This window comes from Terribium retamae (assembly GCF_022347545.1).
In the GTDB taxonomy this organism is placed as follows: domain Bacteria; phylum Pseudomonadota; class Alphaproteobacteria; order Rhizobiales; family Rhizobiaceae; genus Mesorhizobium; species Mesorhizobium retamae.
The window spans coordinates 167,099-193,788 of record NZ_JAKREW010000002.1; the positions used below are offsets into that span (position 1 = coordinate 167,099).

Annotated in this window: 26 protein-coding genes; 10 read left to right on the plus strand and 16 right to left on the minus strand. The window is 61.6% G+C overall.

What is annotated here, in order from left to right:
* Window positions 1–3: 3 nt before the first annotated feature.
* Window positions 4–666 (plus strand): YggS family pyridoxal phosphate-dependent enzyme, encoded by a 663-nt coding sequence (locus tag L4923_RS04265; protein WP_239362299.1) that lies wholly within the window; start codon window positions 4–6, stop codon window positions 664–666.
* A gap of 75 nt (window positions 667–741) precedes the next feature.
* Here L4923_RS04265 and L4923_RS04270 read toward each other — a convergent pair whose 3' ends face one another.
* The 7 genes from L4923_RS04270 to L4923_RS04300 all read right to left on the minus strand — a co-directional run bounded on the left by L4923_RS04270 (window position 742) and on the right by L4923_RS04300 (window position 7,426).
* On the minus strand, window positions 742–1,845 hold the full coding sequence (locus L4923_RS04270; RefSeq protein WP_239362300.1) for a branched-chain amino acid ABC transporter substrate-binding protein: 1,104 nt from the start codon (window positions 1,843–1,845) through the stop codon (window positions 742–744).
* Window positions 1,846–1,982: 137 nt separating this feature from the next.
* Complete coding sequence (locus L4923_RS04275; protein WP_239362301.1) at window positions 1,983–3,029, minus strand: L-idonate 5-dehydrogenase; 1,047 nt, start codon at window positions 3,027–3,029, stop codon at window positions 1,983–1,985.
* Window positions 3,026–4,432 carry a TRAP transporter large permease gene (locus tag L4923_RS04280; protein ID WP_239362302.1) on the minus strand — a complete coding sequence of 469 codons (1,407 nt, stop codon included), beginning with the start codon at window positions 4,430–4,432 and terminating at the stop codon, window positions 3,026–3,028. Before L4923_RS04280 ends, L4923_RS04275 begins: the two co-directional genes overlap by 4 nt.
* Before the next feature lie 3 nt (window positions 4,433–4,435).
* A complete protein-coding gene (locus L4923_RS04285; RefSeq protein WP_239362303.1) occupies window positions 4,436–5,008 on the minus strand; it encodes a TRAP transporter small permease in 573 nt (190 codons plus the stop codon).
* 170 nt (window positions 5,009–5,178) lie between these two features.
* Window positions 5,179–6,153, minus strand: a complete 975-nt coding sequence (locus tag L4923_RS04290; RefSeq protein WP_239362304.1) for a sialic acid TRAP transporter substrate-binding protein SiaP — start codon at window positions 6,151–6,153, stop codon at window positions 5,179–5,181.
* Between the two features lie 41 nt (window positions 6,154–6,194).
* Complete coding sequence (locus L4923_RS04295; protein ID WP_239362305.1) at window positions 6,195–6,932, minus strand: FadR/GntR family transcriptional regulator; 738 nt, start codon at window positions 6,930–6,932, stop codon at window positions 6,195–6,197.
* Between the two features lie 221 nt (window positions 6,933–7,153).
* The gene (locus tag L4923_RS04300; protein WP_239362306.1) at window positions 7,154–7,426 is read right to left on the minus strand and encodes an usg protein; all 273 of its coding nucleotides are present in this window, start codon (window positions 7,424–7,426) and stop codon (window positions 7,154–7,156) included.
* A gap of 289 nt (window positions 7,427–7,715) precedes the next feature.
* On the opposite strand from L4923_RS04300, the gene acs reads away from it, so the two are divergent.
* A complete protein-coding gene (gene acs / locus L4923_RS04305; RefSeq protein ID WP_239362307.1) occupies window positions 7,716–9,671 on the plus strand; it encodes an acetate--CoA ligase in 1,956 nt (651 codons plus the stop codon).
* 24 nt (window positions 9,672–9,695) lie between these two features.
* Here acs and L4923_RS04310 read toward each other — a convergent pair whose 3' ends face one another.
* Together L4923_RS04310 and L4923_RS04315 are read right to left on the minus strand one after the other, a co-directional pair.
* On the minus strand, window positions 9,696–9,950 hold the full coding sequence (locus L4923_RS04310) for an amphi-Trp domain-containing protein (RefSeq protein WP_239362309.1): 255 nt from the start codon (window positions 9,948–9,950) through the stop codon (window positions 9,696–9,698).
* A gap of 88 nt (window positions 9,951–10,038) precedes the next feature.
* Window positions 10,039–10,905, minus strand: coding sequence for a LysR family transcriptional regulator (locus L4923_RS04315; protein ID WP_343302650.1), 867 nt, complete (start codon window positions 10,903–10,905; stop codon window positions 10,039–10,041).
* Window positions 10,906–10,993: 88 nt separating this feature from the next.
* Between L4923_RS04315 and L4923_RS04320 the strand changes: the two genes are divergently transcribed.
* Window positions 10,994–11,569, plus strand: a complete 576-nt coding sequence (locus L4923_RS04320) for a DUF4865 family protein (RefSeq protein ID WP_239362311.1) — start codon at window positions 10,994–10,996, stop codon at window positions 11,567–11,569.
* 292 nt (window positions 11,570–11,861) lie between these two features.
* On the opposite strand, the gene L4923_RS04325 is transcribed toward L4923_RS04320, so the two are convergent.
* The 3 genes from L4923_RS04325 to L4923_RS04335 form a co-directional block, all read right to left on the minus strand.
* The gene (locus L4923_RS04325; RefSeq protein WP_239362314.1) at window positions 11,862–13,241 is read right to left on the minus strand and encodes a pilus assembly protein; all 1,380 of its coding nucleotides are present in this window, start codon (window positions 13,239–13,241) and stop codon (window positions 11,862–11,864) included.
* A gap of 306 nt (window positions 13,242–13,547) precedes the next feature.
* On the minus strand, window positions 13,548–14,174 hold the full coding sequence (locus tag L4923_RS04330) for a hypothetical protein (RefSeq protein ID WP_239362317.1): 627 nt from the start codon (window positions 14,172–14,174) through the stop codon (window positions 13,548–13,550).
* A 108-nt stretch (window positions 14,175–14,282) separates the two neighbouring features.
* Complete coding sequence (locus L4923_RS04335; RefSeq protein ID WP_239362319.1) at window positions 14,283–14,504, minus strand: DUF1674 domain-containing protein; 222 nt, start codon at window positions 14,502–14,504, stop codon at window positions 14,283–14,285.
* Window positions 14,505–14,601: 97 nt separating this feature from the next.
* Here L4923_RS04335 and htpX point away from each other — a divergent pair, with 97 nt between their 5' ends.
* The 3 genes from htpX to L4923_RS04350 all read left to right on the plus strand — a co-directional run bounded on the left by htpX (window position 14,602) and on the right by L4923_RS04350 (window position 18,892).
* The gene (gene htpX / locus L4923_RS04340; RefSeq protein WP_239362321.1) at window positions 14,602–15,633 is read left to right on the plus strand and encodes a zinc metalloprotease HtpX; all 1,032 of its coding nucleotides are present in this window, start codon (window positions 14,602–14,604) and stop codon (window positions 15,631–15,633) included.
* Window positions 15,624–17,009: an RsmB/NOP family class I SAM-dependent RNA methyltransferase gene (locus tag L4923_RS04345; protein WP_275448260.1), complete on the plus strand. Its 1,386-nt coding sequence runs from the start codon at window positions 15,624–15,626 to the stop codon at window positions 17,007–17,009. Before htpX ends, L4923_RS04345 begins: the two co-directional genes overlap by 10 nt.
* 158 nt (window positions 17,010–17,167) lie before the next feature.
* Window positions 17,168–18,892, plus strand: a complete 1,725-nt coding sequence (locus L4923_RS04350) for a heparinase II/III family protein (protein WP_239362323.1) — start codon at window positions 17,168–17,170, stop codon at window positions 18,890–18,892.
* Window positions 18,893–18,985: 93 nt separating this feature from the next.
* Here L4923_RS04350 and L4923_RS04355 read toward each other — a convergent pair whose 3' ends face one another.
* The gene (locus L4923_RS04355) at window positions 18,986–19,597 is read right to left on the minus strand and encodes a DUF2239 family protein (RefSeq protein ID WP_239362324.1); all 612 of its coding nucleotides are present in this window, start codon (window positions 19,595–19,597) and stop codon (window positions 18,986–18,988) included.
* A gap of 115 nt (window positions 19,598–19,712) precedes the next feature.
* Here L4923_RS04355 and L4923_RS04360 point away from each other — a divergent pair, with 115 nt between their 5' ends.
* Together L4923_RS04360 and purH are read left to right on the plus strand one after the other, a co-directional pair.
* Window positions 19,713–20,042: a GIY-YIG nuclease family protein gene (locus L4923_RS04360; protein ID WP_239362325.1), complete on the plus strand. Its 330-nt coding sequence runs from the start codon at window positions 19,713–19,715 to the stop codon at window positions 20,040–20,042.
* Window positions 20,043–20,145: 103 nt separating this feature from the next.
* The gene (gene purH / locus L4923_RS04365) at window positions 20,146–21,762 is read left to right on the plus strand and encodes a bifunctional phosphoribosylaminoimidazolecarboxamide formyltransferase/IMP cyclohydrolase (RefSeq protein ID WP_239362326.1); all 1,617 of its coding nucleotides are present in this window, start codon (window positions 20,146–20,148) and stop codon (window positions 21,760–21,762) included.
* Window positions 21,763–21,798: 36 nt separating this feature from the next.
* Here purH and L4923_RS04370 read toward each other — a convergent pair whose 3' ends face one another.
* Window positions 21,799–23,202 (minus strand): MFS transporter, encoded by a 1,404-nt coding sequence (locus L4923_RS04370; protein ID WP_239362327.1) that lies wholly within the window; start codon window positions 23,200–23,202, stop codon window positions 21,799–21,801.
* Between the two features lie 196 nt (window positions 23,203–23,398).
* Here L4923_RS04370 and L4923_RS04375 point away from each other — a divergent pair, with 196 nt between their 5' ends.
* Together L4923_RS04375 and L4923_RS04380 are read left to right on the plus strand one after the other, a co-directional pair.
* Window positions 23,399–24,331 (plus strand): transglutaminase-like domain-containing protein, encoded by a 933-nt coding sequence (locus tag L4923_RS04375; RefSeq protein ID WP_239362328.1) that lies wholly within the window; start codon window positions 23,399–23,401, stop codon window positions 24,329–24,331.
* A gap of 10 nt (window positions 24,332–24,341) precedes the next feature.
* Window positions 24,342–25,178 (plus strand): AraC family transcriptional regulator, encoded by an 837-nt coding sequence (locus tag L4923_RS04380; protein WP_239362329.1) that lies wholly within the window; start codon window positions 24,342–24,344, stop codon window positions 25,176–25,178.
* Here L4923_RS04380 and L4923_RS04385 read toward each other — a convergent pair.
* Together L4923_RS04385 and L4923_RS04390 are read right to left on the minus strand one after the other, a co-directional pair.
* Window positions 25,171–26,082 (minus strand): NAD(P)-dependent oxidoreductase, encoded by a 912-nt coding sequence (locus tag L4923_RS04385; protein ID WP_239362330.1) that lies wholly within the window; start codon window positions 26,080–26,082, stop codon window positions 25,171–25,173. The genes L4923_RS04380 and L4923_RS04385 overlap by 8 nt on opposite strands.
* Window positions 26,082–26,678 carry a LysE family translocator gene (locus L4923_RS04390; protein WP_239362332.1) on the minus strand — a complete coding sequence of 199 codons (597 nt, stop codon included), beginning with the start codon at window positions 26,676–26,678 and terminating at the stop codon, window positions 26,082–26,084. The genes L4923_RS04385 and L4923_RS04390 overlap by 1 nt, the downstream gene beginning before the upstream one ends.
* Window positions 26,679–26,690 lie beyond the last annotated feature (12 nt).

Here is a 26,690-nt window from a genome sequence, read left to right on the forward strand (position 1 = left end):
CACATGAGTGACGCGGTTCAGCAACTCGAAACGGTGAAGGCGAGAATCGCTGCGGCGGAGCGCGAAGCGAGCCGGCAGGCCGACGCCGTGACCCTCGTCGCCGTTTCCAAGACCTTCGACGCCGACGCCATCCGCCCGGTACTCGCCGCCGGCCAGCGTGTCTTCGGCGAGAACCGTGTGCAGGAAGCGCAAGGCAAATGGCCAGCGTTACGCCTGGAATTCCCCGGTATCGAACTCCACCTGATCGGCCCGCTGCAATCCAACAAGGCCAAGGAAGCGGTCGCGCTGTTCGATGTCATCGAGACGGTCGACCGCGAAAAGATCGCGTCGGAACTGGCGAAGGAAATCACCCGGCAGGGCAAGGCGCCAAGGCTCTATGTGCAGGTCAACACCGGCTCGGAACCGCAGAAGGCCGGTATCGAGCCGAAGGAGGCCGTGGCTTTCGTCAAGCGCTGCCGCGACGTGCATGGTCTCGTCATCGAGGGGTTGATGTGCATCCCACCGGCCGACGAGAACCCCGGCCCGCATTTTGCGCTTCTGGAAAAACTCGCCCGCGAGGCGGGCCTCGAAAAACTGTCGATGGGCATGTCCGGCGACTATGAACTGGCCGTGGCCTTCGGGGCGAGTTCGGTACGAGTTGGCTCGGCCATCTTCGGCCACAGGTAGCACACCCCTGGCGGCAAGATCACAAAAGAAAGGCCGGGAATTTCCCGGCCTTTCCATTTCAAGAAGTCGACTGGCTTACTCCGCCGCGACGATCTTGCCGTCTTCCCATTTGAACAGTGAGAAGCTCGGGCTGGTCAGGTCGCCGGTCTCGCCATAGGTCAGCTTGCCGATAGCGGTCGCAATGGCCTCGCCACCCTTGAGCGCGGTGCCGACGGCTGCTGGATCGTCCTTGCCGGCCTTCTCGATTCCTGCCTTCAGCACCTGAACGGCTGCATAGGCATTGAGCGTGAAAGCTTCGGCCGGAATACCCTTGGCCTTGAGCGCTTCGACTGCCTGGGCCGAGTCTGGGTTCTTCAGTGCGTCGGTTGCGTTGGTGAACAGCGTGCCGGCAGCCGCCTGGTTGCCGATTGCCCAATATTCGGTGTTGGACAGGCCTTCGCCGCCGATGATCAGCGCCTTCACACCGGCATCGGCGAGCTGGCGGGCAAGCAGGCCACCCTCAGGGTGATAGCCGCCGAAGTAGATCACTTCAGCGCCGTCCGACTTCAGGCGCGTAACCAGGGCCGACAGATCCTTTTCACCGGGGGTCAGCGAATTGTGGCTGACTTCCTTGATACCGCCGGCATTGATCGCCTTCTTGAAGGAGTCTGCGAGACCCTTGCCGTAGGTGCCCTTGTCGTCGACGATCGCGACCTTCTTGTCCTTCAGATTCTTCACGACGTAGGCGGCCGCCACTTCCGCCTGCTGGTCGTCACGACCGCAGGTGCGCAGGACATTGGTCAGCCCACGATTGGTCAGGTCCGGCGACGTTGCGGTCGGCGTCACCATCAGCACGCCGTTTTCGGCGAACACGTCGGAGGCCGCCATGGCGACACCCGAGGTGACCGGGCCAACGACGAACTTGACGCCTTCGCCAACCAGCTGGTTGGCGGCTGAAACGCCTTGCTTCGGATCGCCGGCATCGTCGGCGAGCTTCAGCACGACCTTCTCACCCTTGATACCGCCGTCCTTGTTGATGACTTCCACGGCAGCTTCGGCGCCGTTCTTGACCTGATCGCCATAGGCGGCAACCGGACCGGTCAACGGCGCGACAAGGCCGATGACGATGTCGGCCCGGGCAGTCGATGCAAAAGCCATCAAAGTGGCCAAGGCCACGCCTGCGAGCATCTTGGTTTTCATAGCACCCTCTTAAAAATATTGATTCGGAAGGTGCAACAAAGGCTGCCCCCGGCAGAAGGCCAATCGGCCAGCAGCGGGATTCGATTGGTCGTCGCACGCTTCCTGCTAGGCTTGTGATAGAGCCGCCGAAGCCGTTGTCAATCGCCGGAGAGGATGACCTTGATGCTGCGGGTTCGGTCCAGTGCGAGCCTGAAAGCGTCCGGCGCTTCGGCGAGCGGTCGGGTCGCCGTGACCAGACGCTGCACGTCGACTGCGCCGGATACGATCAGTCCGACCGCCTGTTGGAACTCTTCGCCAAAGCGGAAAGTGCCTCTCACGTCGAGTTCCTTGGCCATGATGGCATTTGCCGGGACCGGGATTTCGCCTCCCGGAAGGTTTCCGATCGGAACGACCGTCCCGCCTCGCCGCACCGTCCGTATCGCCGATGCAAGCCCGGCGGCGGTACCCGAAACCTCCAGCGCGACATCGATGGGATTTCCAGCCGCGACTTCGCCCAGGCTGGCTTCCCCGGCGCCGGTGTCCACCACGCGATCGGCTCCCAGTGTCTTGGCAAAGGCCAGTGGCTGAGCCGCGATGTCGACCATGGTAATCTGACCGGCGCCTGCAAGCCGGGCAGCCAGCATCGTGAGCAGCCCGATCGGCCCGGCCCCGAACAGCGCGACATGTCGGCCCCGGACATCTCCGGCGCGCGCCACGGCATGCAACGCAACCGCCAGCGGCTCGGCCAATGCAGCTGCGGCAAAAGGCAGATCCTTCGGCACCTTCACGCATTGAGCGGGCGTCGCGTCGAACAGACCGGAGAACCCACCCTGCATATGCGGGGTCTTGGAAGCCGAGCCCATGAAATAGATATTCTCGCAAAGGTTGGGCCGGCCTTCACGACAGCGCACACATGTCCCGCACCAGCGGGACGGGTTTACGGCTACATGATCGCCGATGGCGAGGCCGTCGGCGTTGCCGTCGATCTCGACCACTTCCCCCGCCACCTCGTGGCCCAGGACGAGCGGCGATGTCACGATGAAATCGCCGGTACGGGCGTGGCGGAAATAGTGCATGTCCGAGCCGCAGATGCCGCCGGCGCGGAAACGGACACGCACCATCCCCGGCGGCAGCGCTCCGAGGTCGCGCTCGACGACGCGAAGATCCTCGGGACCGAACAATGTAGCGGCTTGTGTGGAATTCACCGGATAAGCTCCATCTGCGTTGGCAACCACAGCGTGATTTGAGGAATGAAGGTGATCAGGAGCAGCGCGATGACCAAGGGGACCAGCCAGGGCAGGATCGCCATGGTGGTGCGTTCCACCGACAATTTGGCGACTCGCGACAGCACGAACAGCACCATGCCGAGCGGCGGGTGCAACAGGCCTATCATCAGGTTAAGCGTCATGATCAGCCCGAAATGCACCGGATCGATGCCGTAAACCACCGCCACAGGCAAAAGGATCGGTACCAGGATGGTGATCGCGGCGATCGTGTCGAGGAAGCAGCCGACCACCAGCATCAGCACGTTGACCAGGATCAGGAACACCCACTTGTTCTCGGTCAGTCCGAAGATGAAGCCGGAAAACAGCTGCGCGGCCTGGCTGACGGTCAGCAGCCACGCGAAGATCGAAGCCGCCGTCACGATGAACAGCACCGACGCGGTGGTCTCGATCGTGTCGAGGCTGGCTTTGGCGAGCAAGGGCAATGTCATGGTACGGTAGCGGACCAGCCCGAGAAACAATGACCAGATGACCGCCGCCATTGCTGCTTCGGTCGGCGTGAACCAGCCCATCGTCATGCCCCCGATCAGGATGATCGGCGTCATCAACGCCATCACCGCCGAAAAGTCGAAGTACCAGTCGGCGGCCACGAGCAGGATCAAGGCGATGCCCACCGCCAGATTGACCGACAGGCCGGCCAGCACCAGGAGATAGACCATCACCGGGAAGGCCAGGACGACCAGGACCTCGACGCTCGCCTCCACGAGCCTGCGAATGGAAAATGGCGTATCGGAGCCCCAGCCGCGTTTGTAAGCGAAGATCGCTACGGTGATCATCATCAGCAGGGTCATGACGATGCCCGGCAATACGCCTGCCATGAACAGCGCGCCGATCGAAACATTCGCCATCATGCCGTAGATCACGAAAGGCAGCGATGGCGGAAAGATCGGTCCAAGCGTTGCGGACGCAGCCGTGACGCCGACTGCGGCCTCAACCGGATAGCCATGGTCCTTCATCGCCTTGATCTCGATCGTGCCGATGCCGGCCGCATCGGCCAGAGCCGTGCCTGACATGCCCGAGAAGATCACGGAGCCGATGATGTTGACCTGTGCCAGCCCGCCTTTCATCCAGCCGACAAGGGCCAATGCGAAGGAATAGATCCGGCCCGTAACACCGGCGATGTTCATCAGATTGCCGGCGAGGATGAAGAACGGCACGGCGAGCAGGGGAAAGCTTTCCACACCTGCGATCATGCGCTGCGCCGCGATGATGTCCGGCGCGACGCCATAGATGATGAGATAGAGCACCGACGCTACCGCCATGGAGACAGCAACGGGCACGCCGATTAGCATCAGAAGCAGGAAACCTCCAACCAACAGCAGCATGGCTCACACCCCTGTGGTTTCGAACGCTTCCGGCCGTTCGAGCACCGAATAGCCACGGCGATAGTTGCCGATGAGGACCTGGATCGAGCGCACCAGCATCAGAACGAAACCGGCCAATACCAGGTAGAAGAACCAGCGGCGCGGCAGGTCGACTGTGACCATGCGTTCGCGGGCCACGATCGCCACGTAGCGCCACATCAGCCAGGCAGCGTAGGTAAAGAATGCCACACGGATGATGTCGACGGAGATCGCGAGCCCTCGTCCGACGCGCTGTGGCAGGTAATGGTAGAGCACGTCCACATGGATGTGACGCGACGTTCGAACGCACATGGCCGCTCCCATGAAGACGACGACCACCAGCGCATTGATTGCGATCTCCTCGGTCCAAGCCAGGCTGTTGTTTAAGGCATAGCGGGTGAAAAACTGGAGAAAGACGCAAGCCACCATGCCCCAGAACACTGCAAGAGTGATCCAGTCTTCGAGGCCGCGGCCTGACAGGTCGACCGGAGCCGACTCCTCCTCGAAGGCCTGGGCGATCTCCTCGGTCGTGATCTGCGTATGATGTTCCTGGGCCATCGGCGCCGCTCCGAAGCTTAGAGCAATCCCAGCGCGAACGTGTCGGTTTTCCGTCCGGAACTGCGTAGAACAAAGGGGTAGAGCATTTCCGCGTTTCCATGAAAAACGAATCGCTCTGGTGGCAAGGGGTCAAAACCGCCCGGCTCGCGCCGGGCGGCAGAAGGTGACATCTATTGGATTGCGCGGATGGCCTCCCAGTCGGCCTTGTTGTAGCCGAACTCCTCGAAAGTGACTTTTTCCATCACGTTCTTCTCGAAGTCGGCACGGTCGACCTCGGTCACCGACAGGCCGCGATCCTTGAACACCTGCACAAGCTCTTTTTCGCGGGCCACGATCTTGGCGGTGGCGCGCGCAGCGGCTTCCTGCAGCACCTCGGTGAAGATCGCCTTGTCCTCATCAGACAACGATGCCCAGCGGGACTGCGAGACAATCGTGTTCAGATGATCGACGATGTGCCCCGTCAGGACGATGTTCTTCTGCACCTCGTAGAATTTTTTCGCCTCGATCGTGGTGAGCGGGTTCTCCTGCGCCTCGACCGTGCCGTTCTGCAGGGCCAGGTAGACTTCCGCGAAGGCGATCGGGGCAGTGTTGGCCCCACAAGCACGCGGCATGGCGAGATAGGCCGGCACATCGGGCACGCGTATCTTCAGTCCTTGCATGTCGGCACATTTGGCGATCGGCCGGTTCGAAGTCGTGTGCCGCGTCCCGTAATAGGTTGTCGCAGCGATATGGTGACCGGACTTCTCCTCATAGCCCTTGGTCAGCGCCTTATAGGTATCGCTCTTGGTATATTTGAGCAGGTGGTCGGCATCGCGGAAGATGAAGGGAAAATAGGTAACGCCGATCGGAGCGTATTCCCGCGCAGCAAAGCTGGAGCCGGATATGATGATGTCGACCGTGCCCAGCGTCAGGCCTTGGTTGATATCGGCTTCCTTGCCGAGTTGTGAGGCAGGAAAGACGTCTATCTTGTAGCGGCCTTCGGTGCGTTTGGCGATTTCCTCAGCGGCCCATACGGACTCGGTGTGGAACGGTTCGGATGTCTCGTAGACATGCGCCCATTTGAGCACTGTCTGCGCGAGCGCGGCCGGTGCCGAAAGGGCAAGCGCGATCGCGGCGGCGAATATTGTCGTCAGACGATAGGTCATTTCTCCTCCTCCCCGGAAGTTGCTGGTCTGCTGGCTGATCCTCATACGGTCTGTCTGGAGAGCGCGCCTTCCGGCGTCGTTCTCGGTTTGGATTTGCTGAAACTCTTCGAGAAACGCTCCTGGGATCTGCCCAGGTGGTTTTGCATCGCAGCCTTGGCACGAACCGTATCACCCGCGGCGATCGCATCACGGATATGGCGGTGCTCCTCCACCGCCGCCTGCCAGGTCGTTGGATCCTCGAAGTAGCTCGATAGCCGTTCGAAAAACGGCGTCAGGCGTTGGTCGAACAGTTCCCCAACGACGCGTACCAGCACCGCATTGCCCGGAATTGTTGCGATGGCTATGTGAAACGCGCGATCGAGGGCGATCGTCACATGATCGGGATTGGCCTTGCTTGCCATCTTCTCCAGGATTTCATCGAGGGCGGCCACATCAGCGGGCTTCGCCAGCCGAGCCGCCTCTTCGGCGATCGCGCTTTCGAGAAATTCCCGTGCCCGCAGCAACTCGAAAGGACCTTCGCCGGAGGTCGGGGCCGGCGGAACGGGCGGCGGCTCGACGACATAAATCCCCGATCCGACCCGAATGCGCACTCTGCCTTCGACCTCCAGCGCGATCAGGGCCTCACGAATGGTGGGACGTGAGATGCCCATCCGCTCCGCCAATTCGCGCTCCGGCGGCAAACGGTCGCCGACGACGAATTCGCCGCTGTCGAAGAGCTGCCTGAGTTGGTCGGCTACCTGGCGGTAGAGCCGACGCGGCACGATCGTCTCGATGGGCACAGCGCCCACCTCCTCCCTTGTGGTCAAGTACAGGCAATGCGGTCAATTGGCCTGACCAATTGACCGCATGACATTCATTCTCCTCTCTTTTGTCAAGGAGATTTCCGCAAGGGCAGATTCATGGATGGAAACGCACAGATGCGGCGGTCGAATCCTGGCGCCGATCTGCGACCGCGCTGCGATCCTAACCCGCTTGTAGGACTAGTCGCCTTTAGAACCGATCAGTGCAGGAGAATCTCGCCGTCCACCTTGCGCCATTCGTTTGTCGCGACCAGCTTCTGATGCGTGAAACATACCGAATGCAGCGGCCCTTCGAGTTTCTCGCGCCAGAACATGATGAAAGCACCCAGCACCGGGAATTTCGGAGCGATGTCGTAGTCCTGCCAGACATAGGTCTGCAGCAGATGCGGGTGGTCGGGATAATGGTAGAGGATGCGGGCCGTGGTCAGTCCATATCCCTTGAGCAGAAGTTCCAGTTCGGAGTGGTCGCGCATCGCAGCCCTCGCAAGTTGATCTCAGGTGTGCTGAGCCTCAACACACCTCTGCCGGTCCTCCCGGAAAAAACTGTGCGCCTCGAACGTTAACCATGCCTTTAAACGTGCGAACCGCGCTTCGGTTCGACCTAACCGTGTGTGGTCGCACGCAATTTTCTGTTACGGGCAGGCAAACCCAATGTCTAATATTGCCGTAACGTCCGAACTGATAATAATGCCCGCGATTTTCGCGGCCCGCGGGCCGCAGGTACTGCCACCCGGCGGCCGATTTCAGGAGGAAGACCAAAACATGACCGAGGCGAAGGTCCACCGCGTTCAACCAGCTTGGAAGAAGCATGCGCTGATCGACAACGAGACGTATGTGAAATGGTACGCGGAGAGCGTGAAAAATCCGGACAAATTCTGGGGCAAGCACGGCAAGCGCCTCGACTGGTTCAAGCCCTACACCAAGGTCAAGAACACCTCCTTCGACGGCAAGGTGTCGATCAAGTGGTTTGAGGACGGACAGCTGAACGTCTCGCATAACTGCATCGACCGGCACCTGAAGAAACGCGGCGATCAGGTCGCGATCATCTGGGAGGGCGACAACCCCTACGACGATAAGAAGATCACCTATAACGAGTTGTACGAGCATGTCTGCCGGCTCGCCAATGTGATGAAGAAGCACGGCGTCAAGAAGGGCGACCGTGTCACCATCTATATGCCGATGATCCCGGAAGCCGCCTATGCGATGCTGGCCTGCACCCGCATCGGCGCCGTCCATTCGGTGGTGTTCGGCGGTTTCTCGCCGGACGCGCTGGCCGGCCGCATCGTCGACGCCGCCTCCACCTTCGTCATCACGGCCGATGAGGGCCTGCGCGGCGGCAAGAGCATTCCGCTGAAGGAAAACACCGACAAGGCGATCGAGATCGCCGCCAAGCAGAAGACGGCTGTCAAGTCGGTTGTCGTGGTGCGCCGCACCGGCGGCAAGATAGGCTGGGTGGAAGGACGCGACCTCTGGTATCACGACGAGGTCAGGACGGTTAAAGCCGAATGCAAGCCGGAGAAGATGAAGGCGGAGGATCCGCTGTTCATCCTCTACACCTCAGGGTCGACCGGCAAGCCCAAAGGCGTCCTGCACACCACCGGCGGCTATCTCGTCTATGCCTCGATGACGCACCAATATGTCTTCGACTATCACGATGGCGATATCTACTGGTGTACCGCCGATGTCGGCTGGGTGACGGGGCACAGCTACATCCTCTACGGCCCCCTCGCCAATGGCGCCACCACGCTGATGTTCGAAGGCGTGCCCAACTACCCTTCGGTGTCGCGCTTCTGGGAAGTGGTCGACAAGCACAAGGTCAACATCTTCTACACCGCTCCAACCGCCATCCGCGCGCTTATGGGTGCCGGCGAAGAGCCGGTGAAGAAGACTTCGCGCAAGAGCCTGCGCGTGCTGGGTTCCGTGGGCGAACCGATCAACCCGGAAGCCTGGGAATGGTATTTCAACGTCGTCGGCGACAAGAAAGTCCCGATCGTCGACACATGGTGGCAAACGGAGACCGGCGGCATCCTGATCACGCCGCTGCCTGGTGCCACCGACCTCAAAGCCGGCTCGGCGACGCGGCCGTTCTTCGGCGTCAAGCCGCAGCTTGTCGATAATGACGGCAACGTGCTGGAAGGTGCAGCTGACGGCAATCTGTGCATCACCGATTCCTGGCCGGGCCAGATGCGCACGGTCTATGGCGACCATGAGCGCTTCGTGCAGACCTACTTCTCGACTTACAAGGGCAAGTATTTCACCGGCGACGGCTGCCGCCGCGACGAGGACGGATATTACTGGATCACCGGCCGCGTCGACGACGTCATCAACGTGTCGGGCCATCGCATGGGCACGGCTGAGGTCGAGTCGGCGCTGGTCGCCCATGACAAGGTCTCGGAAGCGGCCGTCGTCGGCTATCCGCATGACATCAAGGGTCAGGGTATCTATTCGTACGTCACGCTGATGGCGGGCGTGGAACCGACCGAGGACCTGCGCAAGGAACTGATCGCGCATGTGCGCAAGGAGATCGGCGCGATCGCCTCGCCCGACAAGATCCAGTTCGCGCCCGGTCTGCCCAAGACGCGGTCCGGCAAGATCATGCGCCGAATCCTGCGCAAGATCGCCGAGGACGACTTCGGTGCACTGGGTGACACTTCGACACTGGCCGACCCAGCCGTCGTCGACGACCTGGTGAACAATCGACAGAACAAGAAAGCTTGAGCATTCCGATCCTGTCGCAGCGAACTACTTGCCGGAGGCGTTTTCGTCTCCGGCGCTCTCACGGCTCCATCTGAGCTGGAACTCGATCTCTTCCTCGCCCTCACCGCGCTCGTGTTCGATGCTGGCCACCGCACCCGCGGGAACACGGATCTTTTCGCCACCGATGCTGATCTCGAATCTCTTCCCGCTTTCGAGCGAGTCTGCCAGCCGGCGCAGCTTGGCAACGAATTCCTGCCTCGGATAGATCTTGTCGACGTCACGGTCAGCGGGGCGGTTCATTCTTCAATTCTCCGTCAGCACCGCGTCATAGCCGACCAGCATGGCTGTCAGATGAACTTTGCCGGCTGGCGAGCTTCGCCAAGGTCCGTCAGCGCCCTGCAGCACTCCTGAAAGCGGCGGCGAGAACCTTCACCACTTCGCGTGCTTCGCGGCGCCCCGGCCGTGCCATCAGGACGATATCCTGCGGCGCCAGCAAGGGCAGGCCGAAACGCTCCCCGACGTCGACCGCGCCGGCAGGCGCCACCCTCTGAGCGAGAGCTGCCACCGCCAGACCGGCACTGACCGCCGCACCGAGGGCCAGGACGCCGCCGCCGACAAACGCCTCCCTCCATGGCAAACCGGCTTCGTCGAGTGCATCGATGGCGAGCGCACGAAAGCCGCACGGCGCGGCCAATGCGGCCAGTTTAAGCGGCTCTTCCGGTCGGTACTGGAAAGACGGCGATGCGAACCAGCGAAACGGCTCGCGGAAGAGGATCTCGCCATCGGCATTGTCGTCGCCGCGGCGTGCGATCGCCGCATCCAGTTCGCCATGGCCATAGCGGGCCACCACCTCGCGCGACGACGCGATGCGCACCTCAACCACAAGCGATGGGTCATAGGCATTCAGTCTGGCCAGCAGGAGCGGCAGTTCAGGTCCCGCAACATGGTCGCTGATGCCGAGCGTCAACCGGCTGGGTGGCGCCGGCTGGAGGCCCGATAGCGCGCGCTCGTGCGCATCGAGAAGGTTGCGCGCTGCCGGCAGGAAACGCTCGCCCTGGGCAGTCAGGCTGACATGGCGCGGCGTCCGCTCAAGCAGGCGATGGCCGAGCCGGGTCTCCAGCCGCTTGAGTTTCAGGCTGATGGTCGCCTGCGACGTGTCCAGCACCTCGGCGGCGCGGGTGAAACTCCCGAGGTCCGCAACCAGCATGAAGGCTTGGACCGTATCGATATCGAGTATCCGCGGCTGATCCATCATTTTCATATCTTATGATAGATATATTGCGTGATATGTTTTCACAATCGTCAACCCATGACAAGCTCCTTGCAAATGAAGGAGCAAAGCCATGTTGATGATGCAGTACATTCACCGTCTCCCTGCCGACTATGAGACGGACAGGATTGCCAAACGGGCGGCAAGTCTCGGTCCGGACTGGGATGATACGCCGGGCCTTGGCTTCAAGGCTTTCATCGCGCAGCGGCGCGGTGTCAATGGCGCCGTCAACAGCGCCTATTCCTCGCTTTATCTCTGGCTGGACGACGAGGCTGCCGGCGACTTCATCACCGGGGAGCGCTTCCAGAAAGTGATAGACGGCTTCGGCCGGCCGGCCATCGAGACCTGGCTGCCGCTCGACATCCATCTCGGATCGGCCACCACCGCGCGTTCCGTCTATCGTGAGGATGTGCTGATCGATGCGGCCACCGATTTTTCGGCGCTGAAACGCAGCGAAGCCGAACGCAACACCGCAGCCGTCAAGCAGCCCGACACCTATGCAGCGGTTACGGCAATCGATCTGGCGAATTGGCGCCTGTCACGCTTCCGGCTATCCGCCGAGGCGGCAAGGACACCCGAATGTGGCTCCGTCTTTGATATTCTGCATCTGGCAAAGCCCGGAATTCCAGCCCTTGTCGCGGCCGCGTGAAACTGTTGCGGCATTGCACTTGCGCTTTACGCCAAAGCACCCCACCTTGTGTGCGTGTTCAACGAACTGAAAGGAGGTGATCCGATGTCGAGTGATTTCGTTTTCCAGAGCGTGATCCCGGCGGATCGCCTTCACGGAGAGCAGCCTCTCCGTTGAAGCGCGAGACGCGCGGCGCACGGTCCGAAGGGATCGTGGCCACGGGCCGCGCCTGGACGAAAGCCACGGAAGGCCGCCCATCGCAAGATGTGGCGGCCTTTTCCATTTCCATCCCTAACGCAATTCAGAGAACTGACTACTTTGTCAGCGCCAATTTCTGCAGGTTGTTGGCGATCGCCTGAAATGCCTTGTCCAGTTCAGTACCAGTCGCGACATCATAGAAATGCTTGATGCCACCAGCATCTGGACTTGCGCAATTCTGCAGCGTTTCTCTGGCATTATCTTCATCGAGATCAAAGCCGATAGTAAATATCTCGATGCCTTGTTTCCTCATTTCCAAACACAGCCTCTTCGCGGAGTCGCGCGTGGCGACTTTTCCTCGGTCGTTGTAGACTTGGCTGACATCGCTGGCATCAAAATAAGACAAATTGAATTCGCCGTCGGTCATAAGGATGGCATATTTTGCTACCTTTGCCGGATCAAATGCCATTGGGCGCTGGGATTCTCCGAGCACACCAGCCCAACTCGGGGATAGTATGTACCATGTCCATTGAACGCCTATGTGTCCGGCCGTACCCCCGGACGCAACGAAGGATCCGATCCTTGCCTTGAGTGCAGCCGCGTCAGAAGTAAGCGGCATCAATTCGGCGTCTGGACAAGCTAATGTTCCCTCGCCACGATTCCCTTTTTTAATAAACTGGCTTAGCAAATAGTCACGTTTGACCATCGCGACATCCGGCCCAACATCGGAATATTGATAGTCACCCTTTCGTTCGGTCGCGCAGGAGCCGGGATTTATCGAGGAAGAAGGGGGGCGTTGTGTAGTGTTGCTCGGTGCCGGTTTGCTACGCTCGGCTACAGAGGTTTCGACATACACGGAGTTGGTCGCGAGACTGCTCCCAACCTTAACGGAATTCGCATACGGCACGAGCGCTACACGCACCCGTGGCCGCGATGGATCCTGATTGCGGAAGATTGTTGTGATCGCGTTCGTCGCTGCTGTCTGTAGTGAGCCTATTTTGTTACCTTCGTTCATCGATCCAGTCAGGTCGAGCATCATAGCCACTTCGATCTGTCGAAAGGAGTAAACGGCAGCGCCGGTTTGGGACACGCGCCTCGTCTTTTCTGAGCTGAACAGAGGAAAGAAGAGCGGTACATCGACGTAAGCAGACACTTCGAGCGTATGCGAGGTGCGATCGAGCGTTACTTTGCTAAGCACGATCTTGTCATAGGAGAGGATGCCACCGGTGCTATTGGCACTCAGATAGGCTTTGATGGCTTTAGCCGCCTCTTCCTCTGTCGCAGTTCCCGAGGTGAGATCCCGCGCCGTGGATGTCACCGCCGCATCGATGGCATTGCTCAGTGCCGAGCGAGCATTCATCATCTGGCCGATATCGACGGCAAAACCGACCGCCATTGCCAGCACCGCCAACACGACGCCTGCCATGACAATGAAATTGCCGCCGCGGTCCCGTGCGAAGCGACCGGACAACCACAAGAATTTACCCAATGCCATCGCCCTTCTCCGTCCTGCCGAACCTGATGTCCGCAATGCAGGATTCCCGCCGGATAGCGTGGCATCTGTGCCAGGATTGGTGATTACCCGGTAAAAGCCCGGCTTTCCGGGATCTCAAACCGCAACGAGAGTAAATGCAGGGTAAAGGTTGGTGCCCCAAGTCCTCACGGCAACCAACGGCACCTCCCCGGCTTGGCGCGGTCCAAGCACCCGGGGAGAAGCATCTCATTCAGCCACTCGCTGTGTCGGATCGGTCCAAGCACCGCTTCCGCTCAAGCGAGCCCTTACAGTCAAACTGTTCCGAAACTAGAGTGCGCCGTCGATCGCTTCGGCCAATGTAGGAGCGCCGCCGGAATAATTTTCGATCGACTGTGCGAGCGCGGGGTCATTTGCCTGCAGCTTGGCGTTCACGGCCGCGATGCTGCTGGTTGAAAGCGGCTTGTTCGCAGCGAGATCGAGGGAGGCCGCCACCTCAGCCAATGTCGGCGGGGTAACGCCCGGCTGCGGCGAAAGATAGTCCTGCAGCAGCCCGGCATAAGTGCGCACCTTACCGATCGCCGAATTCGGTGCGGCATTGGCATAGGCCTTCGGCGAGGCATGCAGGAAGCCGTTCAGTGAACCGAGTTCATTGGCAGGCACGGTCTTGGTCAACTTCTGGCTGGGAGAAACCGAGGCCTTCGTGACCTTTTGGCCTGTCGACGCCTTGGTTGTCTTGTGGCCATGCGCTTTTGTCGTCTTCTGGCCGCCGGATGCCGAGGCGCTATGGCCGGAATTTCCTTTGCCGCCGCCATGACCGCCGCCGTTTCCTCCACCATTGCCTCCGCCATTGCCATTACCGTTGCCCGCAAAGGCAGGCGACGATGCAATCGCTGTGCTTAAGAACACCGCAGCGGCGACCCGCAATATCTTTCCCGTAGGACGAAGGGATGGCATCGAGCTCTCCTGTACAAGTTTCGACCCGCCCACTTCCTCCGGGATTTTTCACCAATTCATGGTTGCAATGTGGCGGATCTTCAACGACTTCGCCTGTGGGAGACCGCCTCAAAAATCGCTGGTCAGGCCCTTCACTTCCCAATCGCCATAACGGTTGGGGTCATTGCCGCCGCGGCCGCCGATCTCCTTGGGCAGCGCAGCTTCGGCGCGCTTGTAGGCTTCACGCCGCTTTTCCGCCTCCGCAAGTGCGCGCTCGGCAGCCGGCGACAGCGCCTTATCCCGGCCAGCTTCGGCCGGCATTTGCTGCGTCTTGCGGTTTTCGTCCGACATGCTTTTCTTCCCGTGGATTGAAACGGCTCGAGCTTCTTACCATCATATAGCGAAACCAAGGCCAGGGATCGACCCTTGCCCGGCGATGGAGAAACATTTGAACACGATGCGCACAGCCATGCTTCTGGCCGCCATGACGGCGCTGTTCATGGGTGTCGGCTACCTGATCGGCGGCTCCGGCGGCATGATGATCGCGTTGATCATTGCAGCCGGCACCAACCTGTTCAGCTACTGGAATGCCGACAAGATGGTGCTGTCGATGAACCATGCCGTCGAGGTCGATGAACGCAGCGCACCGGAATTCTACGCCATCGTGAGGAGCCTTGCCGCCAATGCCGGCCTGCCCATGCCGCGCGTCTATCTGATCGATACCGATCAGCCCAACGCCTTCGCGACCGGCCGCAATCCCGAGAATGCTGCCGTTGCGGCTTCGACGGGGCTGCTGCAGCGCCTGTCACATGAGGAAGTCGCCGCCGTGATGGCGCATGAACTGGCGCATGTGCAGCATCGCGACACCCTCATCATGACGATCGTGGCGACCTTTGCCGGCGCCATTTCCATGCTCGGCAACTTCGCCTTCTTCTTTGGCGGCAACCGCGAGAACAACAACCCGCTCGGCTTCATCGGCGTGCTGGTGGCGATGATCGTCGCGCCTTTCGCGGCCATGATCGTGCAGATGGCGGTGAGCCGCACCCGCGAATATGAAGCCGACCGGCGCGGTGCCGAGATCTGTGGCCACCCACTCTGGCTTGCATCCGCCCTTGACAAGATCGCGCGCGGCGCCGAACGCATCCGCAACGACGATGCCGAGCGCAATCCAGCGACCGCCCATCTTTTTATCATCAATCCGCTTTCAGGCGAACGCATGGACAATCTCTTCTCCACCCACCCGAATACGGAAAACCGTATCGCCGCGCTTCAGGCGCTCGCCGTACAGATGGGCCAGGCTCGCGACACCGGCGATACGGCTTATCCGAAAGCTTCCTCATCACCGCGTCATGGTCAGACCGACGCAGCTGGCCCGTGGGGTGGCTCCGCATCTCGTCCGGATGCGGAGGGACAGCCCGACACGTCGAAATCCAATCCCTGGGGCCGCAATCCGTCCGGGCCGAAAGGCCCCTGGTCGTGAAGCAAGGCGGCAGGGCTGCCCGCGAGCCGAGCTCTCATCGTTTCGACACGGCACCACAAGCACCCGGCCTGGCAGCCCGCCAAGCTGCGGCAAGGCTGTTGGCCGCCGTCGTCGATGCCCGCACGCCGCTCGACGGACTGACCGACAATGAACACGGGCATCCGCAATACCGTGCTCTCGATGGGCGTGACCGTGCCCTGGTGCGCGCTATTTTGGTCACGGCACTGCGCTATCGCATGACCATTGCCGGCCTGCTGGCGCGGCGCCTGGAAAAGCCGCTGCCGGCCAATGCGACCACGCTCTCGCACATCCTCCACGTCGCAGCCGCACAGATATTGTTCCTGGACGTGCCTGACAGCGCCGCCGTCGATCTCGCCGTCACCCACGCCAAGGCCGATCCGCGCACCGCGCGTTTTTCCGGCCTCGTCAACGGTGTCTTGCGTGCGCTGGTGCGCGCCAAGGATACCGAGTTGCCACAGGCACTCGCCGCGACAGCCGATGCACCGGCATGGTTCAGCGATCGATTGCGCAATGCCTATGGCGATGAGGTCGCGCGCGCCATCCTTGCCATGCATCGGCTCGAAGCACCGGTCGACTTCACCGTCAAGGCCGATCCGGCACTCTGGGCCGAACGGTTCGGCGGCATCGTCTTGCCTACGGGCACGGTGCGGGTTGAAAAACTGCATGCGCCGGTCCCCGAACTGCCGGGATTTGCCGAAGGCTCCTGGTGGGTGCAGGATGCTGCGGCCGCCCTGCCGGCCAGGCTGCTTGGCGACATTGCCGGTAAGCGCGTGGCCGACCTTTGCGCCGCTCCCGGCGGCAAGACGGCACAGCTGGTGCTGGCCGGTGCAAAAGTCACCGCAGTCGACACGTCGAAAAGCCGGCTGACGCGGCTCAGGCAAAATCTCGACCGGCTCGGCATGAGCGCGGAAGTTGTCCAATCCGACCTGTTCGACTACACTCCGGGCGAACTTTTCGACGCGGTGCTGCTGGACGCACCCTGCTCGTCCACCGGCACAATCAGGCGCCACCCCGACGTGCCGTGGACCAAGACCCCGGCCGACATCGAAAAGCTTGCCGGCCTGCAACGCCGGCTGCTGGAGAAAGCTGCCATGCTGGTCAAACCCGGCGGTTGCATTGTCTTTTCCAACTGCTCGCTGGATCCGCTGGAAGGGGAGGAATTGCATCGCGATTTCCTGGCCGAAGGGGCGGACGTTGCAGATGACCCGATCCGGCCGGGCGAAGTGCCTGGCATTGGACCTTTCGTGACGGTACAAGGCTCGCTACGCACCACTCCAAATGGGTTTGATCTCGGCAATCCGGCAATTTCCGGCCTCGACGGGTTCTTTGCCGCGCGCTTCCGTAAAAAGCCTTGATCGCGCTCTTGCGCTTGATGTCGCGGCAAAATATCCGCGAAACCTCCAAAAATGGTATGGCGCTACCCTGATCTGTGGGCTTTCGGCGGAATTTGCTTTCAAGGATAGTGCTGAATCCTGTAATTCACACGCGCGGATGGGATAATCGAGGAGGTTTTTTGGCACTGGTTGCCGACGACACGACGCGTCTGTGGACGCTCGTCGCGAAGGAGTTTTGGCGCAAGGCGCGCCGGCGCCTGCGCGCAGGGCCGATCTATCGTTGGCGTTATTCGGGCCGTACACCCGAACGTGTCCTGATCGCGCCACCGGATCTCAGGCTGGCCGATCCCCAGATCGCCCATGAGATCTACTACGGTCGTTTCCCTCTCTCCGGCCACCTGATCGAAACCGGCGGCTTGTCGCCGTTCCAGCTCGATGTCGCTCATATCGGCTGGGTGCGCTCTTTGCATGGCTTCCGCTGGCTACGTCACATGCGCGCAGCTGGTACCGATCTCGCCGCCGCCAATGCCCGCGCGCTGGTCTCCGACTGGATTGTCCAGCATGGCAATCGCATAACCGGCGCAGCCTGGGATCCAGGCACGACGGCAAAACGCATCATTGCCTGGCAGCAGCACTCCTCCGTCGTGTTGCAGGGGGCGGAGTTTCCATTCTATCGCGCCTTCCTGAAATCGCTGGCGGTCCAGATCCGTTATCTGCGCTCCATGGCGCGCGAAATGCCGGACGGCAAGGACAGGCTGCGTGCTCGGGTCGCGCTGGCCTTCGCTGCATTATCCCTGCCTGCACCGGCCTCTGCGCTACGTTCGGCAACCCGCAATCTCGGCGAGGAACTCGACCGCCAGATCCTTCCCGACGGCGGTCATATCTCGCGCAATCCGCTGACGGTGCTCGAAATCCTGGCGGACCTGTTGCCGCTGCGCCAGACCTATGCCAATCAGGCCGAGACGCCGCCGGCAGGATTGATCGGCGCCATTGACCGCATGCTTCCCGCGCTGCGTTTCTTCCGACACCATGACGGCAGCCTCGCCCGGTTCAACGGCATGGGCGCGACTATCCAGGACCGCATCGCCGCGATCCTGCGCCATGACGACACCGTCGGAGCGCCTCTCTTGCATGCGCCCTATTCCGGCTATGAGCGGCTATCCATGGGCGACGTGACGGTGATTGCCGACACGGGCGTTCCGCCGCCGATCGATGTGTCCAACTCGGCCCATGCCGGCTGCCTGTCGTTCGAGCTGTCGTCGGGACGCCAGCACTACATCGTCAACGCCGGCGTCGACACCTACGGCGCCGCTGAGTTCCGCCCCTTGGCGCGCGCCACAGCCGCGCATTCCACGGCAACCCTCAACGACACGTCATCGGCGCGTTTCGCCCTGTCGATGCGCGTCGGTGGCCTGCCGGGTTCACCCTTGCTAGGCGGGCCGCGCAAAGTATCCAGCGAGCGTCTCGACGATGGCAGCCGCCAAGGCTTCGTTGCCCGCCACGATGGTTATGCGCAACGTTTCGGCATCCTGCACGAACGCGAACTGGTGCTTTCGGCAAATGGCAATGTCCTGACCGGCCGCGACCGTTTCCTGCAAGCCGGCAGCAGCGCAACACGTGGCGATGGCCGCGACGCCGTCGCGGTCCGTTTCCATATCCATCCCGATGCCAACCTCTTCCGCGACGAACACGACCGACTGGTGCTGGCTGCTGAAGGCGGCGACATCTGGGTATTCATCTCGCCGCAGGTGCAGCCCGAAGTCGAGGAATCGATCTTCTTCGCGGGCATTGCCGGTCCGCGTCGCAGCCGACAGATCGTGTTGCATTTCCAGGCCACGAGCTTGGCGGAAGTGCATTGGCAATTCGTACGCACAGGCCCTACCGGTTTTACAACCAGAAATTGAAGCTTCAGGCGACTTGCCTCAGCGTTTCCGTTTTCTCCGGAAGTGTCCCCCACTCTTTTTCAGGCAAATCCGGCGAAACGCGACAAGGGACTTCTATTGCGCATGTCTCGCGAGCTTCAGGGCATGATTTCGAATGTCGGCCGGCCAATCCGCCATCTTGCCGGTAAAACTGTCAGCATCGCCGGCAAACAGTGCCCTTGACGCCTCTTCGAATCCGGGCAGATTTCCGGCCATGGCCGAAAGAAATCGGTAGGCCGCTTCGCGCCGCGCGCGCTGGACACTCTCATTGCCCTCGGTGCGGCGAGCAGAATCGACGAGTCGACGTAGCGCTTGCGAAGCACCGCCCGGCTGCGTCGCAAGCCACTCCCATTGCCGCGGCAATAACGTGACTTCGCGTGCCACCACGCCGAGTTTGGGTCGTCCGCGGCCGCGGGCTCCAGCATCCGGCGCGTCCGCGTTGGACCGATCCTCGGCAAAGGATGTAGCGGGCTCCACCGGTCGAAACCGCTCCGCCAGCCGTGCAACGATCTCGGCGTCTGAACCACGCAGATCGAGGTCGATGACGGCACCGGTTGCGTCATCAAAGACCAGTACATCTCCACCATGAAGCGCATTAACGGCCAGCGCCACGTCGACAAGCGGTCCGCTGGCAACGAGGCGCCCGCCCTGAAACGCGGCACAGGCGGCAGTCAACGATAGAGGCATCGAACTCTCCTTTGCCTGTTTCATGCACCGTTTGCGCCACGCTGTCAAATATTACCCGGGTATAATTGACAGGAGCGGGCCATACTCTTACATGCGGCTTCGAAAGGTTTTGATCATGGGCAACATCGACAAGAAAGCTGCCATCGCAGCCTACAAGAAACGAGAGGCACCGGCGGGCATCTACGCACTGACCTGTGCTGAAACAGGGCAGCGCTGGATCGGCCATTCACCGGATCTCGAGGCGATGCCGAACCGACTGTGGTTTACGCTGCGGCTGGGTAGCCATCGTGCCGCCGAGCTGCAGGCCGTATATAATCGGTACGGTCAGGATGCCATTGACGTCACAGTGCTCGAACGTTTCGACGAGGATGCGCAACCTGAAGGCGCGGCGCTGAAAGAGCGCTTGGCCCTCTGGCGTGACAAGATGGACGCGTTCCCCGCCTGAGTTTGTCGCGGACTCACTTTCCAGCCTCCGCCGCGCTTGATTTTGAGCCTCCTTGTGCTACGGCCCGGGCCATCTTCCTCAGCCCGCAGAAAGGCCGCCCGCCATGGCCGTCGCCGCCAAGAACATTCCCGCACCGGATCTCGTTCCGGTTCGCCGCGCCCTGCTTTCCGTTTCCGACAAGACCGGTCTGGTCGACTTCGCAGCGGCGCTTGCAAAGGCCGGCGTCGACTTGATTTCGACGGGCGGCACGGCCAAGTCGATTGCTGCTGCCGGCATCACGGTGCGTGACGTCTCCGAGCTCACCGGCTTTCCCGAAATCATGGACGGCCGCGTCAAGACATTGCACCCCTCGGTCCATGGTGCATTGCTCGGCGTACGCGACGATCCCGAACATGTCGCCGCCATGCGCGACCATGCCATCCAGCCGATCGATCTCGTCGTGGTCAATCTTTACCCCTTCGAACAGGTCCGCGCCTCCGGCGCCGCCTATGCCGCGATCGTGGAGAACATCGACATAGGCGGCCCGGCCATGGTGCGCGCCTCGGCCAAAAACCATGCCTATGTCGCCATCGTCACCGAGCCGGAAGACTATGCCGCCGTATTGGAAACGCTCGCCGCCAACGGCGGTGCGCTGCCGCTGGATTTCCGCAAGAAGCTCGCAGCAAAAGCCTTCGCCCGGACAGCAGCCTACGACGCCGCCATTTCCGGCTGGTTCGCCGACGAATTGAAGATCGAGCAGCCGACCTGGCGCGCCTTCGGCGGACGTCTGGAAAGCGTCATGCGCTATGGCGAGAACCCGCATCAGTCAGCCGGATTCTATGTCAATGGCGACAGACGGCCGGGTGTTGCCACGGCACGCCAGCTCCAGGGCAAGCAGCTATCTTACAACAACATCAACGACACCGACGCAGCCTTCGAACTGACCGGCGAGTTCGATCCGGCTCGCACCGCGGCGGTTGCCATCATCAAGCACGCCAATCCGTGTGGCGTCGCCGAAGGTGCCTCCTTGAAGGAGGCCTATCTCAAGGCGCTGGCCTGCGATCCGGTCTCGGCCTTCGGCGGCATCGTCGCACTGAACCGCCTGCTCGACGCGGACGCTGCGGAGGAGATCGTCAAGACCTTCACCGAGGTAATCATCGCACCCGAAGCCTCCGAAGAGGCGGCCGCGATTGTCGCGGCAAAGAAGAACCTGCGCCTGCTGGTCACCGGCGGCCTACCGGATCCACGACAGGCCGGCACAATCGTGAAATCCGTGGCGGGCGGACTTCTCGTGCAGAACCGCGACAACGCCGTCATCGACGATCTCGACCTCAAGGTCGTCACCAAGCGTGCGCCGAGCGATGCCGAAATGGAAGACCTGAAATTCGCGTTCCGCATCGCCAAGCACGTCAAGTCCAACGCGATCGTCTACGCCAGGAACCGTGCCACCGTCGGCATCGGCGCTGGCCAGATGAGCCGTGTCGATTCTTCGCGCATTGCAGCACGCAAGGCGCTCGATGCTGCCGAGGCCGCTGGTCATGCCGAACCGCTGACCAAGGGCTCAGTCGTCGCCTCCGACGCATTCTTCCCCTTTGCTGATGGCTTGCTTGCTGCTGTCGAGGCTGGCGCCACGGCAGTCATCCAGCCCGGCGGTTCGATGCGTGACGACGATGTCATCAAGGCTGCCGACGACCATGGCATTGCGATGGTCTTCACCGGGGTTCGGCATTTCAGGCACTGACCCTCTTCCTTCTCTCCATGAGACTGGGAGAAGGCGTCACGAAGCGGCGGATGGAAGGCCGGTTCGCTGCTTTGTCTTGTCGGCCGGATAGGGCGTTCCGGCCAGGATCGCCATGCCGCCAAGCAGGAACAGGATGATCACCGCCATGCCGAGACGGGGCGAAGCACTGAGCGCGGTCACCGTGGCGATGAGGAATGGTGCCAGGAAGCTGGTCGCACGACCGGCCAACGCGTAGATGCCGAAATAACGACCGGCTTCCTCTGCCGTCACGCTGCGCGCCATATAGGAGCGGGATGAAGCCTGCACCGGCCCGAACGCCAGACCGATCAGCAGACCGTAGAGGATGTAAGCCTTCTCGGCCGGCGTACCGAACAAGCCGCCCGTATCAACTCCCGGCATTTGCAGCCAGCCGAACAGCGTATACCCCGGTCCCGTCGAGATGATGCCGACGGTGGCGATGAAAAGCAGCACCAGCGCGATCATCACGACCACCTTGGAGCCGAGCGCCGTGTCGAGCCGCGCGGCAACCAGGCAGCCAAGGATGGCGACGACATTGAGGATGATGCCAAACATGCCGATCTCGGTGATCGACCAGCCGAACATCGCCGCAGCGAAGGCGCCACCAAGAGAGAGCAGCGCGTTGACGCCATCCTGGTAGATCATGCGAGCCACCAGAAAGCGGAAAATGCCGACGCGCTTGCGCACTTCCGCCAGCGTCGACTTCAATTCGCTCAGGCCTTGCCGCACCGCCGGCCCGACCGGCATTCCTTTCACCGCATCCGGCGTGAAGAGGAACATCGGCAGGATGAAGACAAGATACCACAATGCCGACAGCGGCCCGGTGGCGCGCGCATCCTCACCGAGTTTGGGATCAAGACCGAACAGAGGATCAAGCCCGGCGATGGTCTTGCCCGTTTCCGGCGAGCCCGCCAGCATCGTCACGACGAATACCAGCGCCACCATGCCGCCGAGATAACCGAGCCCCCAGGCGATGTTGGAGATCTTGCCGATCTCGGCCTTCGGCACCAAGCGCGGCATCATCGAGTCGTTGAAGACGGTCGAAAATTCCGCTGCCACCGACGCCAGCGAGAAGAAGAGCACGACTAGGAACAGGTTCGAGCCCGGTGCCGCGAACCATAGCAGCGACAGGCTGACGATCTTGATTGTCGCGAAGAAGGCGATCCACGGCTTCCGTGGGCCCGTCTGGTCGGCGATCGAGCCGAGGATCGGCGAAAGCACCGCGATCACCAGGCCCGCCGCTGCCAGCCCATAGCCCCACACCGCCTGGCCCATGGCGGGATCCGCCGAAAGTCGCGAGACGAAATAGGGACCGAAGATGAAGGTCGTGACGACTGTAAAGAAAGGCTGTGCCGCCCAGTCGAAGAACATCCAGCCCCAGATGCCGCGCCCGGAAGCGCGCTGCATGGTCACGTCGCTCATCTGTCCTCCACCGCTTTCGTCCCGTTCGCGGTGGCCCATGTCTGCACGTTTTTAGAGGCACTGCAAAGACCCGATACCCGCTCAGCCTCATGACCTTGCACGAGCGCGGCGGTGATGGATCTGCAAACACGATCAAGCGAAGCCGAAAATCCTGCGGCAGAACACTGGGGTAGTCACTCAACCCCAGGAGACGATCATGATCGCCGCTTTCATGGCCTCACGCTCGACCAATCCGACGTCCGAAGCCGTTCTCGACTATTATACCCGGCAATCCGCGTTCAGCTCACCTGGCCGCCATGCAGCCTTGTTCGATGCTTTGCCTTCCGATCCGGCAGGTATTGCCAGGGCGGTTCAGGGCCTGCTCATCTATGAACACGTTGCTGAACCCTTCTATGGCTGCCCGGTCGACGATGAACGTCGCACTGAAAGCCATATCCGTCCGGTCGAAAAAATCATCGACACCTTGCTGCAGCTCGACAACCGCCCGCTCTCGATCGCCCGATCGCCGGAACACCGCCTTGTCGGCATCTGCCGGCATTTCATGCTGCTCGCTGTCGCCATCTTCCGCCACCACGGCATTCCCGCGCGCGGCAGGGGCGGTTTCGGCGCCTATTTCAACCCTGGGAAGTATGAAGACCACTGGGTCTGCGAGTATTGGAAAGCGGGTGAAGGCCGCTGGGCCCTTCTCGACAGCCAGATTGATGCCGTCTTTGCGCGCAACCTGTCGATCCGCCTCGATCCTCTCGATGTGCCTCAAGATCAGTTCATCCCGTCCCCTGACGCTTGGCGCAAGTGCCGCGACGGAGATCTGGATCCGCAACTTTTCGGCATCGAGTTCTCACAGATGCGCGGCTTGTGGTTTGTCGCCGGCAGTCTCGCCCGCGATCTCGCCACCCTGAACGGGTGCGAAATCCTGCCCTGGGATGTATGGGGCGCCCAGCCGGCCGTCGATGCCGAGCTTTCAGCGGATGAAATTGCCCTCTTCGATACCATTGCGGTCCTGACAGCCGATCCGGATTCGAATTTTGATGCCATGCGCCGGCGTTTCGCCAATGATACCAAACTGACCCTGCCGCATTCGGTCTTCAACGCCTTGCGCCAGCGTCAGGAGGACGTCTTCCAGGCCTGAAAGGCGGATCATGCAGACACCGGTCGAAAAGGCCATCTGGTTCATCGAAAGCCACTTCGCCGGCAACATCACGCTCGACGATGTCGCGAAAGTCTGCGACCTCTCACGGTTCCAGATGTCGCGGTTGTTTTCCTATGCCACCGGAAATTCCGTGACCGGCTATATGCGCGGGCGACGGCTGACCGAGGCCGCTCGCGCGCTGGCCGCGGGTTCTCCCGACATCCTCGCCGTCGCCATCGAGGCCGGCTACGGGTCCCATGAGGCGTTCTCGCGTGCCTTCCGCGACCAGTTTGGGCTCACACCGACTGAATTGCGCAGCCGCGGCAGTCTTGACGACATCGCGCTGGTCGAGCCGCTGCGCGAGGACCCGAAAGTCGATGTGCGACTGCCGCCCCCTCGCATCGAAACACCAGGGCCACTGCTGATCGCAGGCCTTGGCCGCCGTTTTTCCTGCGAGGATTTCGCCGGCATTCCGGCTCTCTGGCAGCAATTCACGCCATATCTCGGTGCGATGCCTGGCCGGAAGAACTCCGCAGCCTACGGTCTCGTGACGGGAGTCGGCGCAGCCGACACCTATTTTTATCTCGCTGGCGTCGAGGTGCGGGACTTGACCGATCTGGATGGTGGCTTGACTGGCATCCGGCTGCCGGTCCAGCGCTGGGCCGCCTTCCGCCAGGACGATCACATCACCACCATTTCAGCCACCATCCACGCCATCTTCTCCCGCGCCTTGCCAGAAGCCGGACTGACACCGGGCGATATGCCCGATCTGATCGAGCGCTATAGCGAGGATTTCGATCCTGTGACGGGTGCGGGCGGCTTCGAGATCTGGGTGCCCGTCAAGTAGCCCGCACCGCCGCGGTACGCTCCTCGATCGCGCGGATGACGGCAGCCATGTCGGATTGACCGAGCCCAAGCGCCTCGGTCTCGCCGTAGAGCGCATGACAGACGTCGAGCAGCGGCGACGCGACCTGCGCTGCTCGCGCGGCCTCCGCGATAAGCCGGTTGTTCTTGAAGACATCGGTGATTGCGGCCTGGACGGAAAAATCACCGGCAACGAGTTTTGCCGCCTTGATGCGCGAGACATCGCTCGCCATCGGGCCTGCGTCCAGCACCGCCGTGAGCCGGGCAAGGTCCAGCCCATGCCGCTCCGCGAAATGGACGGACTCGGCCAGGCCCGTCACCATGGTGATCAGGAATATGTTGACCGCGAGTTTCATCAGAAGGGCGTTGGGCACCGCGCCGCACGCAACCGTATCGCGGCACATCGGCAGGAGCAGCGGCTGGACCACTTGCATGAGCTGTGCCTCCCCGGCCAGCATTGCCACCAATTGCCCCGCTTCCGCTGGCTTGCGGGAGCCGGAAACCGGTGCCTCGACATAATGGCCACCGGCGGCCCGGATATCCGCCTCCAGACCACGCGAATAATCTGCCGAAGTCGTGCCCATATGCACGATGATGTGGCCGGCCACGTGATCGGCGAAATCCATTTTAGCGCGGGCAAGCACCGCATCGATCGCCTGCTCGGTGGCCAGCATCAGGATGACGATCGTTGTCTTGGCAAAGACCTCGCCGGGGCTTGTCGCCACGCTCGCGCCAACGGCGCGCAGAGGCTCACTTCGTTCAGCTGAGCGGTTCCACACCAGGAGCGGTGTTCCCGCTCGAGCCATGTTTAACGCCATCGGCTGCCCCATCACGCCGAGGCCGATAAAGCCGATTTCCCGGCTGCTCTGTTTGTTTGATGCCCGCATCACAACCACACCGGGAGGATCGAGAGCGCGAGCAAAATGCCCAGTCCCATATTGACCCAGCGCCATTGTGCTTCGGTCCGTATCAGTCGCGCCATGAGCGTGCCGGCTGTGCACCAGATCGACACCGAGGCCGTCGCGGCAAAACCGAAGGCGAGCGCCAGCAAGATGCTGAGCCGCGCCGGGCCGCTGGCCAAGGTGGCGAAGGAGGCAGACGCTCCCAGCGTCATTGCCCAGGCTTTGGGATTGAGCCACAGCAGCCAGACTCCGGCTGTGAAACTGGTCGGCCGCACCAGATCGGCATCGAGACGGGGCTGTCCTGAACGACCGACCTTCCAGGCAAGCCACAACAAATAGGCTGAGCCGACCGTTTTCAGGACAAGCTGCAGCGAAGGCATCGCTTCCAGCACTCCGGCCAATCCGGCTGCTGCGGCCGCGGCCATGCTGGCCAGCCCGGCGGCAATGCCGGCCATCAACGGAATCGAGCGACGAAAGCCGAAATGGGCACCCGAAGCCGTGGCCATCGTGGTCGCTCCGCCGGGCGTGACGGACGAGGCCAGCGCAAAGACGACCAGCGGCAGGACGGTTTCGGGCGACATGCGTTTCTTCTC

Coding starts and splice junctions, on each gene's coding strand:
- L4923_RS04265 (WP_239362299.1), top strand. CDS start 4: ATGAGTGACGCGGTTCAGCAACTCGAAACGGTGAAGGCGAGAATCGCT.
- L4923_RS04270 (WP_239362300.1), bottom strand. CDS start 1,845: ATGAAAACCAAGATGCTCGCAGGCGTGGCCTTGGCCACTTTGATGGCT.
- L4923_RS04280 (WP_239362302.1), bottom strand. CDS start 4,432: ATGCTGCTGTTGGTTGGAGGTTTCCTGCTTCTGATGCTAATCGGCGTG.
- L4923_RS04285 (WP_239362303.1), bottom strand. CDS start 5,008: ATGGCCCAGGAACATCATACGCAGATCACGACCGAGGAGATCGCCCAG.
- L4923_RS04290 (WP_239362304.1), bottom strand. CDS start 6,153: ATGACCTATCGTCTGACGACAATATTCGCCGCCGCGATCGCGCTTGCC.
- L4923_RS04300 (WP_239362306.1), bottom strand. CDS start 7,426: ATGCGCGACCACTCCGAACTGGAACTTCTGCTCAAGGGATATGGACTG.
- acs (WP_239362307.1), top strand. CDS start 7,716: ATGACCGAGGCGAAGGTCCACCGCGTTCAACCAGCTTGGAAGAAGCAT.
- L4923_RS04310 (WP_239362309.1), bottom strand. CDS start 9,950: ATGAACCGCCCCGCTGACCGTGACGTCGACAAGATCTATCCGAGGCAG.
- L4923_RS04315 (WP_343302650.1), bottom strand. CDS start 10,905: ATGATGGATCAGCCGCGGATACTCGATATCGATACGGTCCAAGCCTTC.
- L4923_RS04320 (WP_239362311.1), top strand. CDS start 10,994: ATGTTGATGATGCAGTACATTCACCGTCTCCCTGCCGACTATGAGACG.
- L4923_RS04325 (WP_239362314.1), bottom strand. CDS start 13,241: ATGGCATTGGGTAAATTCTTGTGGTTGTCCGGTCGCTTCGCACGGGAC.
- L4923_RS04330 (WP_239362317.1), bottom strand. CDS start 14,174: ATGCCATCCCTTCGTCCTACGGGAAAGATATTGCGGGTCGCCGCTGCG.
- L4923_RS04335 (WP_239362319.1), bottom strand. CDS start 14,504: ATGTCGGACGAAAACCGCAAGACGCAGCAAATGCCGGCCGAAGCTGGC.
- L4923_RS04355 (WP_239362324.1), bottom strand. CDS start 19,597: ATGCCTCTATCGTTGACTGCCGCCTGTGCCGCGTTTCAGGGCGGGCGC.
- L4923_RS04360 (WP_239362325.1), top strand. CDS start 19,713: ATGGGCAACATCGACAAGAAAGCTGCCATCGCAGCCTACAAGAAACGA.
- purH (WP_239362326.1), top strand. CDS start 20,146: ATGGCCGTCGCCGCCAAGAACATTCCCGCACCGGATCTCGTTCCGGTT.
- L4923_RS04370 (WP_239362327.1), bottom strand. CDS start 23,202: ATGAGCGACGTGACCATGCAGCGCGCTTCCGGGCGCGGCATCTGGGGC.
- L4923_RS04375 (WP_239362328.1), top strand. CDS start 23,399: ATGATCGCCGCTTTCATGGCCTCACGCTCGACCAATCCGACGTCCGAA.
- L4923_RS04380 (WP_239362329.1), top strand. CDS start 24,342: ATGCAGACACCGGTCGAAAAGGCCATCTGGTTCATCGAAAGCCACTTC.
- L4923_RS04385 (WP_239362330.1), bottom strand. CDS start 26,082: ATGCGGGCATCAAACAAACAGAGCAGCCGGGAAATCGGCTTTATCGGC.
- L4923_RS04390 (WP_239362332.1), bottom strand. CDS start 26,678: ATGTCGCCCGAAACCGTCCTGCCGCTGGTCGTCTTTGCGCTGGCCTCG.